The 13,484-nt window shown below is 60.2% G+C and carries 17 protein-coding genes; all 17 read right to left on the minus strand.

The features are described 5' to 3' along the window. Positions 1-948 (minus strand): tail fiber domain-containing protein, encoded by a 948-nt coding sequence (locus EV286_RS19975; RefSeq protein WP_132958903.1) that lies wholly within the window; start codon positions 946-948, stop codon positions 1-3. After that, positions 945-1,379 (minus strand): GNAT family protein, encoded by a 435-nt coding sequence (locus EV286_RS19980; RefSeq protein WP_132958904.1) that lies wholly within the window; start codon positions 1,377-1,379, stop codon positions 945-947. The genes EV286_RS19975 and EV286_RS19980 overlap by 4 nt, the downstream gene beginning before the upstream one ends. 2 nt (positions 1,380-1,381) lie before the next feature. Next, positions 1,382-2,998 (minus strand): hypothetical protein, encoded by a 1,617-nt coding sequence (locus tag EV286_RS19985; protein WP_132958905.1) that lies wholly within the window; start codon positions 2,996-2,998, stop codon positions 1,382-1,384. Continuing rightward, complete coding sequence (locus EV286_RS19990; RefSeq protein ID WP_132958906.1) at positions 2,999-3,940, minus strand: hypothetical protein; 942 nt, start codon at positions 3,938-3,940, stop codon at positions 2,999-3,001. A 10-nt stretch (positions 3,941-3,950) separates the two neighbouring features. Then, the gene (locus EV286_RS19995) at positions 3,951-4,319 is read right to left on the minus strand and encodes a hypothetical protein (RefSeq protein WP_132958907.1); all 369 of its coding nucleotides are present in this window, start codon (positions 4,317-4,319) and stop codon (positions 3,951-3,953) included. A gap of 3 nt (positions 4,320-4,322) precedes the next feature. Beyond that, the gene (locus EV286_RS20000) at positions 4,323-4,946 is read right to left on the minus strand and encodes a hypothetical protein (protein WP_132958908.1); all 624 of its coding nucleotides are present in this window, start codon (positions 4,944-4,946) and stop codon (positions 4,323-4,325) included. A 57-nt stretch (positions 4,947-5,003) separates the two neighbouring features. Continuing rightward, positions 5,004-5,525, minus strand: a complete 522-nt coding sequence (locus EV286_RS20005) for a hypothetical protein (RefSeq protein ID WP_132958909.1) — start codon at positions 5,523-5,525, stop codon at positions 5,004-5,006. A 17-nt stretch (positions 5,526-5,542) separates the two neighbouring features. Beyond that, positions 5,543-6,535 (minus strand): phage major capsid protein, encoded by a 993-nt coding sequence (locus tag EV286_RS20010; RefSeq protein ID WP_132958910.1) that lies wholly within the window; start codon positions 6,533-6,535, stop codon positions 5,543-5,545. 32 nt (positions 6,536-6,567) lie between these two features. After that, on the minus strand, positions 6,568-7,635 hold the full coding sequence (locus EV286_RS20015) for a hypothetical protein (protein ID WP_132958911.1): 1,068 nt from the start codon (positions 7,633-7,635) through the stop codon (positions 6,568-6,570). 40 nt (positions 7,636-7,675) lie between these two features. Beyond that, positions 7,676-8,047 carry a hypothetical protein gene (locus tag EV286_RS20020; protein WP_132958912.1) on the minus strand — a complete coding sequence of 124 codons (372 nt, stop codon included), beginning with the start codon at positions 8,045-8,047 and terminating at the stop codon, positions 7,676-7,678. Further along, positions 8,044-8,325 (minus strand): hypothetical protein, encoded by a 282-nt coding sequence (locus tag EV286_RS20025; RefSeq protein ID WP_132958913.1) that lies wholly within the window; start codon positions 8,323-8,325, stop codon positions 8,044-8,046. Before EV286_RS20025 ends, EV286_RS20020 begins: the two co-directional genes overlap by 4 nt. Beyond that, positions 8,322-8,513 (minus strand): hypothetical protein, encoded by a 192-nt coding sequence (locus EV286_RS20030; RefSeq protein WP_132958914.1) that lies wholly within the window; start codon positions 8,511-8,513, stop codon positions 8,322-8,324. Before EV286_RS20030 ends, EV286_RS20025 begins: the two co-directional genes overlap by 4 nt. After that, positions 8,510-8,740, minus strand: a complete 231-nt coding sequence (locus tag EV286_RS20035) for a hypothetical protein (RefSeq protein WP_132958915.1) — start codon at positions 8,738-8,740, stop codon at positions 8,510-8,512. Before EV286_RS20035 ends, EV286_RS20030 begins: the two co-directional genes overlap by 4 nt. Positions 8,741-8,805: 65 nt before the next feature. Continuing rightward, positions 8,806-11,049: a hypothetical protein gene (locus EV286_RS20040; protein ID WP_132958916.1), complete on the minus strand. Its 2,244-nt coding sequence runs from the start codon at positions 11,047-11,049 to the stop codon at positions 8,806-8,808. Then, positions 11,049-11,357, minus strand: coding sequence for a hypothetical protein (locus EV286_RS20045; protein WP_132958917.1), 309 nt, complete (start codon positions 11,355-11,357; stop codon positions 11,049-11,051). The genes EV286_RS20040 and EV286_RS20045 overlap by 1 nt, the downstream gene beginning before the upstream one ends. Before the next feature lie 2 nt (positions 11,358-11,359). Next, a complete protein-coding gene (locus EV286_RS20050) occupies positions 11,360-12,943 on the minus strand; it encodes a terminase (protein WP_245500768.1) in 1,584 nt (527 codons plus the stop codon). Then, positions 12,909-13,388: a DNA-packaging protein gene (locus EV286_RS20055; protein ID WP_132958918.1), complete on the minus strand. Its 480-nt coding sequence runs from the start codon at positions 13,386-13,388 to the stop codon at positions 12,909-12,911. Before EV286_RS20055 ends, EV286_RS20050 begins: the two co-directional genes overlap by 35 nt. Positions 13,389-13,484: the final 96 nt, after the last annotated feature.

A 13,484-nucleotide genomic window follows, 5' to 3' on the forward strand; every position in this document is an offset into this window, starting at 1 on the left:
TCAGACACCCACCCTGTCGTAATTCACCGCATAGTAGCCGCTCGGAGTCCGAGCCACGGCTTCCGGCATCTTCTTCTTGACGTCCTGGGCCATGACGCCCAATTGCATCATCGGGCTGCCCTTGAAGCGGTATTTGTAGACACCAATACCGTCGTCAGTTTCGCCCACCTTTTCCTTGTCGGTCTTCAATCGCTCGTCCGACATTGCCCAGCCTCCGATTGCCGCGGAGCCGAGACCGAACAGACCGGACATGCCGGCCTGATAATTGGCGAGCTGCGACTGGTACTGCTGGTTCACAGCACCCTGATAGTCGGCAGGCGATATCTGAGCGCCAGGCGTGTTGACGAAATTCGGCTGCGTGACTTGGCCTGCGCCGGCAAGAGCAAGGATTTCGTTGATCGGCTGCGTGCGTTGGGTCAGAGCTTCGTTGACTGCCTGTTGGCGTCCGGTGAGCAGCAACTGATTGTAGGCGTCGTTCTCGCCCTCGTTGAGGCTCGTCTGGGCCGTGTTGTAGGCATCGCTGCCCATGCGCACGCCTCGGTTATAGAGGTCCTGCTCGGTGGAAGCGCGACGACGATCGAGCGCCGGATCAAGTCTCTTTCGGCCGAGCTCCATCAACCGGCTTTCCGTCGCTTCGTTCGACAGGTTGAACGGCGAGGAAAGCAATTGCCCCAGTCGGGCAGACTGCTGAACACCCAGGCCCGTGAGGTTTATCCCGAGCTGCTCCTCATTGTTGAGAAGGCGCTGCTGATTGCCGGAAAGCGTCTGCGTCGCCGCATAGCGCGGCGTTCCGTCCGACCAGTTGCCAATCTGGCTGTACGTCAGGTTGCCGTAGGGCGTGTACTGGTTCGTCGCATTGAGACCATACTGCGCAATTGCAGTGTCTTTGTTGATCTGACCCTGCGCCTCTGCGGTCTTGACTGGATCCGGCGCCTTTGGAGCTTTCAATTTGAGGGCCTCCTAAGCCATTTTCCTGCGTTCTCCCGGAAGAGAACAAAGACCAGCGCATCGTCGCCGCTGCGGGGGCCGAAATAGCGTTTCTGGGTGTATTCGAAGGCAAATCCGCCCTTGGGCAGCAACCGCCTGACCGTGACGTTCGAGCGCTTTGTCTTGGCCGTGACCCGCGTCGCCTGCAGCTCCTCGAAGCAGAAACGGGCCATGAAGCTGGCAATGCGCCGGGTGATGGACTGCGGACCGACGTAGGTGATTTCGACGTTTCCGCCAGGATAGTAGTCGTTCAGCACACAGGCGCCGCAAAGGCTGCCGCTTGCGTCTACGAAACCGAAAGCGGTGTAAGGCTCCTGAAACTGAACGCCGAGCTGCTCGCCCGCCCATCCGGCTATGGCGACGTCCTGACCGGCAACAATTCTCACTGGCATGGCTAGATGAACCCTCCGGGGTTCATGAGGAAATCAAGGCTGTAGACGCGCAGGACCTGCGGAGCCCTCAGGCTCTCCGACCACGGCACAGAGATTTTCATGCGAATAGCGGCGCAATAGCCGATGCCTGAAACCGCCATCCACTGCGCCGAGGTGGTCATTCCCGGCCACCTTGTGTTCGGGTCGTTCCAAAGCGTGTCAGGGTCGTTCCAGATGGCAGGGCGAACACCGAGAACATCTGCTATGACCTGGTCCTGCGCATCGGAGAGTTGGAAGTCGATCGACAGCCCGAATGTAAGGTCCACCAGATAGCTGTCGTCTTTCGTCACCAACGGGCGGACGGTCGTCCAGCGCTTGTTCTGGCCACGTGTGCCGAAATAATTATAGGCTCCTTGGATATCCGCCTCGAGCGTTGCGTCCTCGTCGCCGGCCGCTTCGTCAGCGAGATAGACAAGCCCGTTGTTCCCCCCGAAATAAGCTCGATCCAGGAATATCGCCCAGCAATTGGCGTTCTGGCCCACGAACCTGCACCACGCACCGTTGATCGTGTTCATGACGTACTGTTGCTGCTGGCCACCCTCGACGATCGGGACGTTCAGGATGGCCATAGTGTTTCGGGGATAGGAAATGATCTGCCAGCCGAATTCTTCCTTGAAATCGCGGGCTGCCTGCGTCATGGCCGTGCGGATATTCTTCGTCAGGGCGACGTTCTGGAACGCGGCTCGATCATAGTTCAGCACCTGCGAGAGCGGAATTACGCCGTCTATGGTGATGATGCCGACATCGGAGCCGATTTTCTCGACACATCGGCGCCCGATCGGAGAGCCGAGCGACGCAACACCACGAAACGAAAACTGGCTGCCGTCCGTGGGGTCGTAAATCAGGAAAATCGCAGCTTCGCCGTAGGACGACACGAAGATGATGAATTCGTTCGTGCCACCCTCGATGTCGGTCGACCATGTCGCAATGGCCTGGAGCTGCCCACCGAGGCGGAAGAATGGACCGAGATCGAATTCGGTAGCGACGCCCTGGATGCTGTCGAGCGGCAGATATGCGGCCTTCGTGCTGTTGGCCAGAATGGTCCAGATACGCCCGCGGTAGATCGTGCAGGCAACCATATCCTCGGCAACCACGCCGGTAATCGTCGCTGATTGCAGCGCCGTGCCGTTCCAGTATCGCGGGGTATCCTCGCCGTTGCAGATCCATAGGAAATTGCCGCCTGCCGTCGCGAAGTTCACCGACTGCCAGCGATTGTTGGAAAGGCCGGTCTCGATCGAAATGCCCGTGGCGTCGGTGACGTCCCATATCGTGTTGTCCGAAGCGGAAAAGAGCTTTGCATCGGAGATGAGCGGCCCCTGATAGGGCATGAGGCTATCAACGGCGTCTTCCGTCCCGGTGTCGGAATGCTCCACAAACCCGCGGCGCAACTCGACCCATCCCGGCTGCGGGAACCAGTTGATAAGCTCGACCGCATTCTGTGGCGGCATGTCCGAAATAGGGGAATAGGCATCCCAGCCGCCAATAGGCGCGGGAACGCTGGCGCCAACCGCCGTCTGTGGCGCAGGGATATTACCGCCCTGGCCGCGGGCTCTGCCTGCCTGTCTTGCTGTGAAGCGCATTTAGGGGTTCCCGGGTCCTGGGAAATAGCCGTCCTGGACGTTGTCCGGACCGAGCAGATAGGGGTCGCGCACAGGACGTGCGAGGGTAAGGTCTGCGGCGCCCCCGTCGCGTCCACCAAGCCTCTGCACATAATCGAGGTACTCGGCTTGCATTGCCGCGTACTCGAATCCCTTGGCTTGCCACAGCCGCCACTTGGTTGCGAGAACTAGGGCCTGCGCATCGATAACAGGCTCGTCGGTGTCGATCGTCATCTTCGATTTGCGGACACCGGCCGCACTCCTCACCCAGTATTTCGAGACATACTCGAACACCAGGGTTGCCGGGAAATCCCCGGGAGCGCTCGGAGGTGGCCAAAGGCGCCAGCAGGTATTTGGAAGCCCGACCTGACGCCAGCGCCGACGCGGTCCAGTGGTGACGACGCCGGAGCGGTTATACTCGTCCACCTGGGGTGATACGGGGCCGATGAGTTCCCAGCGGTTCGTGCGGTCCCACATCGTCCGATTGAGGAACCACGAGAAATCCTCGGGAATATCGAACGTGTCGCGGCAGAACACCAGTGCAGCGCCAATCTGGCTGTTGGTGGCAGGCTCGTCGATGCGAACGCTATTGGCATCAATCACCTCGACCACGCGCGCGGACGTGATGATATAATTGCCGGTGATGGCGAAGTAATTGGCGACAATCCCCGAGGTGTCGGGAATGTTCGTGACGATATCCGAGCCGGCCGTAACATCGCCTGTCGTGTCGATCGGGGGACCGATGTTGACGATGTGGTATTCCTGGCTTTGGGTCCATTCGTGCGCCTGGTAAAGCTCGTCACCGGACCGGTTCACAAGCGCCATGATCTGGCGAACCGTCGTGTTGACGTTGTCGGTGACATAGGTGACGGCTGGCAATCCAAGCTCGTCCACTACTGCCTGTGCTATGGCAAGCGCATCCATGGAGTATTCCTCAGGCCGTGATGAACGATGCCCACTGCGTCGAGGACAGACGCAGGAAGAGACGCGCGGCGTTCTGGGCGAGATTCACGGAACCGGTCGTTGCAGTGCCGCCGTTGATCTGGCCACTCGTCGGTGGGAAAATCAGCGCAGTGGTGGAGCTCGTATTCTTGACGATGTACGGAACCATCAGTTCCGCATTCGCCGGCAGCTTCAGCGCCGTCTGGCCACTGGCCGTGGTGACGGTCGTCTGGTTGGACGTGATGGGCGTTGCGGTCGGCTGCGTGGTGCCTACGCCGGCCTTCGACGACGGCGTATAGCCGAGGCGAACAGCCTGCTCCGGTGCCATGCCAATGCCTACGAGGTCGTTTGCGAGGCTCATGGGTTAGTCTCCTTGCGTGGATCTGGGACGGCCGGGGCCGCGCTTCTGCTCTTCGCCACCAGCATCCGAAAGCCGCGCTTCCATTTCTGCCAGCCTCTGTTCGAGGTCGCGATTGCGAAACTCGGCTTCTTCCAGTTTCTTTTCGAGGGCGTGGAAGCCTTTGCCCTTGTCGATGCCTTCAAGGAAGATTTGCGCCTTCTGGCGGTGCTCCTTGATGAACGGCAGCGTTGTCGAGTCCGGAACACCCGCCAGTGACTGGATGGTGTGGATGTTGTTCGCCCTGAGGGTGGCGACAATTTCCGGGTTCTTCGGGAAGAGCAGATCAAGCGGCGTGCCGTCCTGCGTCTGCTCCTGGCCGGCCTGATAAGCGGCCCAATGGCGAGGCCACCGTGCTTTATCCGTCCCGGTAACCTCGCGCTTGGTGGTGTCGCGTTCGCCGGCCTGGCGAATTTCGACCATGTCCACGCCCTTCTCGATGGGATAGCCCGCCTCCTGGGAGGAGAAGTTGTCCCGCTTCGAACCGCGGTAGAAGATCGGGAAAACCTGGGTTTCTGCAGCGTACCTTGCAACGCCCGTGTTTGGGTCGATGCCGGCCAGTGCGTCGAATTCAAGTCCTTGGGAATACATGGGGGAAGTGCTCCGGATTGCGTGGAAGGAAGGCGGGGCCGAAACCCCGCCTCAAGGTCAGGTCAGTGACGGGACGGTCGAGTACTTCGGCCACGACAGGAAGGCGGCTGCGAGCGCATTGCCGCCGGAACCCACTGCCGTGGTGAAAATCATGCCGTCGATGTAGAGCGTGCCTGCAGCACCTGCGTCGTCTACGATACCGCCAGTGGTGGCAGCGACCGGGTTGTTGGCGAGAGCCGAAACCACGCCGAACACCTGGCAGGGACCGAAAACCTGCAGCCAGCCGAAATCACCGGCAGCAGCCGTCGCCTGCGCCACGCCGACTGGCGCGCCGAAAGCGTCGTTCGAAGAGGTCGACATGACTGCCTCGAACGCAGGGGAGATGTTCAGGGTATAGCCGAGGCCGGTAGCGCCGCCCGTTCCGAACTCCACATAGATGAATGCGGAGCCATCGGACCCGAACATGATCTGCCCGGGGGCGAAATCAGGCTCGGACGGGTAATTGTACTCACCGGCAGACGGCGGGGTGAAGATGGCCGAGAAGTTGACGCCCGAGCCATAGAGAGTGTTGAAAGCCATGGTGCTTCTCCTTCCACTCAGTTCGGATGCAGCACGCCGTTAAGACGGCGGTTGCTGATCGTGAGGTTGCCGGCCCAGCCAACCAGGCGAACGGTCGCATCCTGGTTGATAGAGAAACGGTCTGGGTTGATGGCGGTGAAGTTGCGCTTCGGATGCGGCCGGTACTTCACGTACTTCGAGTTGAGGAAGTACATGTAGCCCTGCGGTGCTCCACCCGGGGGGACCGGGTCGGACGCGTAACCCTGGAAACCACCGTCGAGGATGACGGGGGCGTCCTGATACATGAGGTTCCGGAAACCTGCCGAAGCAGTATCCGGGTCTGAGATGCGCTGCAGGGGCTGCAGGGACTCGTTGTAGAGACGCCACATGTTGTTGTCGCCGACAACGATGTCCGGACGATCGGCGCCACGCACGAGCTGCACATAGATGGAATCCATGTACCGAACGATGTTGGCAGCGGTAACCGCCGCCCCACCATCGGTCACTGCACCGAAGGTGATGTTGCGCCAGAAATCCCAGGTGTTGCCGTCGATGCCGCCGACCGAGTTGGTCGGGGTGGCAGCGACAAGCTGCTGGAGACCGTTGATTTCCTTCGGCTGGGTACCGTCCGAATAGATGCCGTTGGAAATCAGGGACTGGAGGGTGGTTTCAGCATTACCGACGCGCTTGGCGATGAGGTTAATCATGCGCTCTTCGCCGTCGTTCTGCAGTTCTTCCAGGCCCGAGAAGGTGACCGCGACAGCAGCCTGACGGATGGCATATTCTGCCGCGGTCAGGATCTGGCTCGGGGTGATGTTCAGGTTTTCATAGCCGGAATACCACATCGCCGTCTGGTTCTGGGCGTATTCCAGTTCCTGCATGATTTTCGAGCCGCCATCGACCATTTCGATGGAGCCTCGCTTTTGCAGCCTGTTCAGCAGGCCGTTGTTTCGCGTGACGTTGTCCGCGGCCTTTCGAGAACGGTTCTCGATCGTGGTCGCAACAATGTCGCCAATCGGAAGAGTGGGCATTGTGTGTTCCTCAATTTTTCAGGGGGAAGGCGTCAGCCCATATGCTGCTGTACCGCCGCTCTGACCGCATCCAGGGGGGTGTCGTAATCCTTCTTGGGGGAAGGGCTCGCGCCGGCAGCGGGGGAACCGCTGACCGAGATTGCACCGCGCCGCGCCTTGTCGACGTTGGCTTGTCTGTTCCGGTTGGCGTCTGCTGCTGCGGTTTGAGACGCGATCAGCTTTGCGCGTACGGATGGGGTGGCCCAGGCTGCCTTGTCGTAGGCGTCCTGCATGTCGGCTGCCTCGCCAGCAACGATGAGCTTGCCCATCATCACCTTGAGTTCCTCGAAATGCTCATGGCCGGGAGCGGCAGCGAACTTTTCGATTTCCGACACGGTGTCGCGTTGTGCGGCTTCTTCTTCCCGCCTCTGTCGATCCGCAAGGTTCGACTTCAGCGAAGAAACTTCACTCCATAGATGCGAGAGCGCCGGGTCAGCATGCTGCTGCGCCTGGGGCTGTGCATTCAGATTGCCGAGATCGACGCCATAGGCTTTCGCCAGCCACTGGATAGCTTCCGCCGGGGAGCGCTCCAGAAAGTCGTTGGCTGCGACAAGGCGGTTGAGGCCTTCCCGTTCGTCAACGCCGTTCCGTTGCGAAGCCGCACGGATTGGGGCCAGAGTTTCCTCGTAGCGTCTCTTCTCTTCGGACCACCGGTGACCGCCTTCGTCCATTTCACGTTCTCTCTTGAGGACCGCCTGTTGAACGGCGGGAGAGAGCGTGGCGAACTCGGCTTTTGCATCGGCCGACCAGGTCTTGGGAGGCTCGACAGCAGCGGTTGATGGCTGCTGAATTGGCTTGTCCGTACCCGGGTCTGCGTCGGAAACTGGTTTGGCGACGGCGCCGGTGGTTACCGTGTCGTCTGCCCTTGTGAACTGGCCTCGCTCGTTGCGTGCTCGATCCGCCCTTGCGGCGTCCGAGCCATCATCGGCGCCGGCTGTTCCTGAATTGGCGCCCTGCAGGGAGGCAATCGCTGCCCTTACGTCTGCTTCGGGGCTGTCGTTGATGACGCTGTCGCTTGCCGAATCCGTTGCCGGCGCGGCGTTTGCTAGCGCTTCGCTCATGAGTGCTGTCCTTGTGTTGAGGAGATGCTGCTTGCGCCCGTCAGGCGCCGTCGCTCCAGCCTTCGGAGGCCGTACCGTGGATTTCGGGTTTGTAGCCCTGGTTCACCATGTTGATGGCCTGACCAACGTCATCGGCCGTGACAGGGTCAACCCACCGGGTATCTGTCTGCTTCTCGTTGCCTACCTCGACCCATCCGCCTTCCTTCGTGGCGCGGCGGAAACTCGACTTGCTGTCGTAGTAGAGGCCGTTGCCATGGTGCAGGAGCGGGTCCATTCCATCACGGATGAGCTGCGGGAGCGGGATAGCGTCGGATCTGGGACCGCGTTCCCCGAAATGTCCGATGCAGTTATGTGGCCATGGCTGGTCGGTGTCGTGCCAGCAGCGGCAGACGCGGCAAAGGCGTTGTCTCATTTCAGCTTCCCCGCCATTGCGTCGTCATTCTTCGTGCGAGGCAGTCGGCGCTCTTCGGGAGGCTCGGGAAAGACTTCCTCGAACGGCTTGCCCCAATATGGCTTGAGGGCCTCTGCTGCGTGCCTAAGGCAGCGCAATGTCTCCTGCTGAACAGCCAGCGTGTTCGGATCGTGGCCGGCCTTCCATGTCGGATATGCCTTGATGTCACCACCAACGCGACCGAAACCCCTTCGAAAGGCGTTCCAATAGGACTCTGCAAGGGCTTCGAGAGCGCTCATTGCTGCGCCCCCGACCAGGAGCCGAGGCACTCAAGGGAGCAAAGGGGAACCGACGGCGCGCCACTGCTGTCCACGAGGAGATAGTGCCGGCCGGTGAGTTTCGTCGAGCAGACCTTGCATTCGGCCGTCTGCAGGTTCGTTGCTGCCTTTTGGGCGTTGTTCATCGGCTTTACGGGACGTCCGCTCACGACTGCGCCCTCCGAGCCTTCGCGCGTTCCAGACGATCCGAGAACGACTTGAACCGCTGCTCCCACGGAAGGCGCGGCAGATCCTCATAAGGATGCCAATGCAGAGTGTCGAAGCCGCTGTACAGCTTCCCGGTCCACGTGGTCTTGGGCGGGAAGTTCGGGTGCAGCGTCTGCCACTGGGCGAGACTCCCCCAACTACCTTCGTGATAACCGTGCGCGTTGATCATGTTTTCTCCTATGGGTTCGCCTTCACCCGCGAGGGTGTTGCAGCTTCCAAGGTTGACGGGAGGGGTTAGAGGATTGCGCCGTTGCCCTGCGGCACGACTGAGGCAGCCATGGATGCAGCCTTCATGGCGTTGCGCTCGCGCTCGATTTCCAGCTTCTCGCGCTCGATCTGAAGGCGCTGCTGGTCGATTGCCAATTCCTCGCGCATGCGGGCAATCTCGATATCGTTCTTCTGCTTCTGAAGAGCGAAATCTGCCTGTTTGGCTTCCATTTCCATGCCGTGCTTCTGCGTGGCCCGCTCGGACTCGGCCTGCTGCTTGGCAGCCTCTGCCTGGGCCTTGATCTGCTCCGGCGTCGGCGGTGGCGGCTGGTTCTTCTGCGCATCGATACGCTGCTGGATCTTGTCCAGAGCCTGCTCGAGCGTTGACTCCAGGGTCCGGCCGACACGATAGCGACGGAATGCAAACATCAGCATTTCGCCAATCGGCTGCATAAGCTCGGGCGCCTGGACGATGACCGGGCCCGCGTTCTGCAAGCCCTGGATGGTGGATGCCACCAATTCCGTCGCTGCCTGCTTATCGGCCTGTTCGTCCGCGGCAATCGTCGAGTCCGTCTCGATATCCACCCGGAAGCCACGCAGCTTGTCCGAGCGCAGGATCTGCACGGCCTTGGAGAACTTCTCCATCCACTCGGCACGCTTCTGCTGCGCCACCTGAGCCTGTGCCTGCTGGTAAGCCGCCATGGCCTGCTGCTGGACCATCTGCATCTTCTGCGGCGTCATGCTGCCGTCCTGCGGTGGGGGAGGCGGCTGCGGGACGTCTTCAACGGCCTTCCTGACGTCGTCCTCGATCATCAGGCCAACACCGGACATTTCCAGCAGGATTTCGTCGGAGAACATTTCCGAGATGATTTCCGCCATGATGCAGATGGTATCGCGACACAGGCGTGCGACGTCCTTCTGGCGGTCGCTAAGGCGCAACGAAGCGAACTGGCCCTTGATGCGCTGCTCTGTTGCCGTCTTCTTGCCGCCCTCGGACTGGCCACGGACGATGTCCGACATGCCCGTCACTTCATAGAGGTCGTTCTTGACCTGGGCGCGCGCACTGTAGAGACCGATAAGAACGTCGGCGATTTCCTTGATCGGCACGAGGCTGATTGCACCGGGAACGCCGCCCTTCTCGGCGAACTGGTTCCACTGCGCCACCGGTATCAGGCGGTTGTCCTGTCCCTCCTGCAGCAGTCGGGCCAGTTCCGGCACGGAGGAATCATAAACGCCGTTGACGCGCAGAGCGGTTGTAAGGGCGGCAATGCGCCCGGTCAGGTCATCGAGTTCGCCGGCCTGGTCCTGATACTCGATATAGTCAGGCACCGGCACAACGGTATCGTTCGTCTGCGTGGCGAATATCGGGGCAGGCGTAGGCCAGAAACCTTCCAGCTTCAGAACCGGGCTCTTTTCCGTCTTCAGGACGATGCCAGGAGTACCGGGAGCAATGAAATAGACCGTCTGATCGGCCTTGTTCCAGATTTCCCAGATTTCCGCCTTCTTCGAATAGCTCGAATTGTCGCCGTTGTTGTCGTTGCTGGCGTCCTTCGTCTTGTCAGGCGTGTAGTCGAGCGAAATCTTCTTCGCCAGTTCCATGTCGCCGCCATAGAACTTCTCGGCGATTTCCGAGGTAGTCAGCCAGGACCGGCGAGACACCCACGGAACCTCGTTCCAGAAGCGCGCAGAGCCCCACAGGTAATCCTTGTAGTACACGTAATCGACACAGACGCGCTCATAGGCGAGGCGCTCGTAAGGCGTCCCGTCGCCATACTCCTCGACGTCCTCCGCGGTGCGCTCCTGCGCCTCTACCTGGGCGTTCTCGTCGGCAACGAGATCGGATTCAATCTTCGGTTCATAACGAAGCCAGAGGAAACCGGCGCCCGGAAGCAGGTAATCCATAACCGCCCGGTTAACGGACGTGTCGAAGTAGCCGTTTTCCATCTGAACGCTAAGGCAGCGTTCCAGGATAGTGCTCGCCAGCGCGGCAGCCGGGTCACGATCGAGAAAACGACGCTCGACCACCGGCTTCGGCGTCTGGCTGTAAACCGCTGGCTTCAGCGTCTGGACGTTCGACCACAGGATATTCAGCTTGCGCTTGCGCTTGTCGAACGCGTTCTTCCGCTCGTCGCGGTAGCGCTTCAGAATGAGTTCCGATGACTGCAGCCATGCGACATACTTCGGGTCCTTCTGCGCCGAAGATATCTCTTCGTTCCAGCGCGACCATACCTGCATCTCGCTCATGAGCTGCGGCGCCATAGCTTCCGCCATTACTGACCGTCACCGCGCGTGACACGAAGCGTCGTCGCGCCATCGGCCGTCACAGCCGCAATGTGCGTGTTGCTGCCCATGGAGAGGGAGGCTGTGAAGCCGGAAGGGATGGACATACTGCCGAGAATTCCTGTCGTATCGCCGGCGGCAACCGCTTCGACGTCAGACCCACCGAACGCGATGAAGCATTCCACGTCACCGACATTGGCCACATACACGTTGTTGCCCGTGGTCGGGAGCCCAAGATTGTCGCTCGTGTCGGTAACAGCAATCGTTCCGGACGGCCCGGGTGCAAAGCCATTCTGCATGGTCAAATCCTTTCAAACCCGACATGGGAATCCTGAAATTCCCAAAGGTCGTTGAGCGTCACCGCGTTTTCGGGACCTACTGCGAGTGTTTTCGTTTTCTCGGGCAGGGGCTCTGGAGCGAGTCCCGTGAAGATGATGGCGAGGCCACCGAACGCGTCTGCGCCGTGCGATGCCCAGTTGTGCAGGGGCTGGTCGCGCCACACACCCAGGCTTTCGTCCCATTCCCTGCGGTAGTTCCTCAGGCACTTGACGAGCTGCGTTGTGGCTGCCTCGTCGAGCTCGACCTTGGCCAGTATCTTGCGCGTCCCGTTGATGCGGTCATGGACATAGGCCCGCTCGACCTTCTGCACGGTGCCCATGTCCCGGGCTGCGACCTCCTTCAGCATGACCTCGATCCGGGTCATGCCGCCGCGCGTCCATTCACGGACCTTGATGTCATGCGGCATGTAGTGAACGCCGTAGACGTAGCCGTTGGCCTTTCGGCGCCGGTCGAGCTCGTCGAGCATTCCGTCCATGCCGGTGTCGCTGTGCTCGAAATAGCCCATCACGCGGACACGTTCCGGAAGCACCTGGAAGAGAACGACACTGTTTACGTCGTCCATGCCGATGTCCGAAATGGTATGGACCGGATAGCCCGGAACGTGCGGGAAGAGCCCTATGCGTTCCTCGGCGTCCACCTTCGCCATCTGCTCGGCGTAATAGGCGCCCTCAACCGCGGCTTCGAATGCTTCCTCGGGTGTGGAGGGATATTCCCTCTTCATGTCTCCGAGCTGCGTCTCTGCCTTCTTGACGTACCAGGCCTTCTGCTCCGGATCCAAGGCGATGCCCAACTCGTCGAGCTTCGCGAAGTACTTGGCCCATGTCTCGTCGATGACGACAGTTCTAGGCTCAAGCCGGTACTCCGGGCACTTCCACCACGGATAAAAATGGAACTTGAAATCCAGGCTCGACAGCTCCGCCCGTTGGCGCTTCTTCACCTGGGCCATGGAGCAGATATCGAAGAAATGCCCCTCTTGCCCTTCGGCTGTGCTCTCGACGAACACCAACTGGCCGGCCTGTACGGTGTTGAGCGCGCCCGTCCTGATTTCCCGTGCCTTCTCGGGATACTTGGCGCAAATCTTCCCGTACTCGGAGATATGCAGGTATTGGAGCGTTCCCGATCGAAGCGACGTTCCAACGCGGATGCTCGAATTGTTCGACAGCATCAGTTCGCTGGCATTGCTGTTCAGAACCGACACGGCGTTCTTCAGGGCGTCAGGCAGGTTGTCATAGGGATACTTGACCTTGTCCCGGAAAATCACCTGAGCGTCGCCGAGCGTGTGTGCAATCGTGCCGGCGCGGATATCCTTGTTGAACACGCAGGCGTCGAGCATGAAGAGCTGCAGGAACGTCGTGAACCCGAGCTGGCGAGCCTTCAGGATGGCGTTCATGTAGTGCATTTCGTCGAACAGGCTTTCCTGAGCCCAGTTCATCGCGAAACGCGTGCGGTGGCCGTCCTTGTCGACGATGTAATAGAGGTTGTTCAGCCTCCATCGCCAATCGGAGAACTGGTCAACTGCTGCCTGGAAGGCCGCGCGATTTGCCATTGATGGCTTCCAGCAGTTCCGACACTTCAGATGAGACGCCGTGCTCCATGTCCACCTTGTCACGCAACCCGATATCGCGGGCTATGATGTTCGGGTTCAGCAGATCCGCGGCGGCGCCTTCAAACTTCTGAGTGCGGATGACTTCCTCAACTCGCGTGGCGATTAGGGAAAAATCTTTCTTGTTGCGGTACTCGTCCCATGTGCTGCGATCGATATCGAGGAAGATGCAGAGCCCACCGAGGGTCATGGCGCGCATCTTGGCGACGGGCTCGTGGATGTTCACACCCTGGTAGGACGTCAGCTTGTCTTCCCACAGCGGATTGTCGTGGACCCATTCGAAATACTCGACGGCAGCGGTCCATAGATCGTCCGGATTCTTGAAGATCGGGTTGCGTCCGTGGCTGCTGCGTGCCTTCCAGAACTGGTTACCTTTCGGAGCGCCCACGGCTTATGCCATCTCTTTGAGGATGCGGAGCAGGTAGCCGGCGGCGCGGCTGCGATCGATCTCGTTGGTGAAATTCATGTGACTTGTCTTCCCTTG

The sequence above is a fragment of the Rhizobium sp. BK251 genome (genome assembly GCF_004345245.1).
Classification (GTDB): Bacteria; Pseudomonadota; Alphaproteobacteria; order Rhizobiales; family Rhizobiaceae; genus Rhizobium.

Coding starts and splice junctions, on each gene's coding strand:
- EV286_RS19980 (WP_132958904.1), bottom strand. CDS start 1,379: ATGCCAGTGAGAATTGTTGCCGGTCAGGACGTCGCCATAGCCGGATGG.
- EV286_RS19985 (WP_132958905.1), bottom strand. CDS start 2,998: ATGCGCTTCACAGCAAGACAGGCAGGCAGAGCCCGCGGCCAGGGCGGT.
- EV286_RS19990 (WP_132958906.1), bottom strand. CDS start 3,940: ATGGATGCGCTTGCCATAGCACAGGCAGTAGTGGACGAGCTTGGATTG.
- EV286_RS19995 (WP_132958907.1), bottom strand. CDS start 4,319: ATGAGCCTCGCAAACGACCTCGTAGGCATTGGCATGGCACCGGAGCAG.
- EV286_RS20000 (WP_132958908.1), bottom strand. CDS start 4,946: ATGTATTCCCAAGGACTTGAATTCGACGCACTGGCCGGCATCGACCCA.
- EV286_RS20005 (WP_132958909.1), bottom strand. CDS start 5,525: ATGGCTTTCAACACTCTCTATGGCTCGGGCGTCAACTTCTCGGCCATC.
- EV286_RS20010 (WP_132958910.1), bottom strand. CDS start 6,535: ATGCCCACTCTTCCGATTGGCGACATTGTTGCGACCACGATCGAGAAC.
- EV286_RS20015 (WP_132958911.1), bottom strand. CDS start 7,635: ATGAGCGAAGCGCTAGCAAACGCCGCGCCGGCAACGGATTCGGCAAGC.
- EV286_RS20020 (WP_132958912.1), bottom strand. CDS start 8,047: ATGAGACAACGCCTTTGCCGCGTCTGCCGCTGCTGGCACGACACCGAC.
- EV286_RS20025 (WP_132958913.1), bottom strand. CDS start 8,325: ATGAGCGCTCTCGAAGCCCTTGCAGAGTCCTATTGGAACGCCTTTCGA.
- EV286_RS20035 (WP_132958915.1), bottom strand. CDS start 8,740: ATGATCAACGCGCACGGTTATCACGAAGGTAGTTGGGGGAGTCTCGCC.
- EV286_RS20040 (WP_132958916.1), bottom strand. CDS start 11,049: ATGGCGGAAGCTATGGCGCCGCAGCTCATGAGCGAGATGCAGGTATGG.
- EV286_RS20045 (WP_132958917.1), bottom strand. CDS start 11,357: ATGCAGAATGGCTTTGCACCCGGGCCGTCCGGAACGATTGCTGTTACC.
- EV286_RS20050 (WP_245500768.1), bottom strand. CDS start 12,943: ATGGCAAATCGCGCGGCCTTCCAGGCAGCAGTTGACCAGTTCTCCGAT.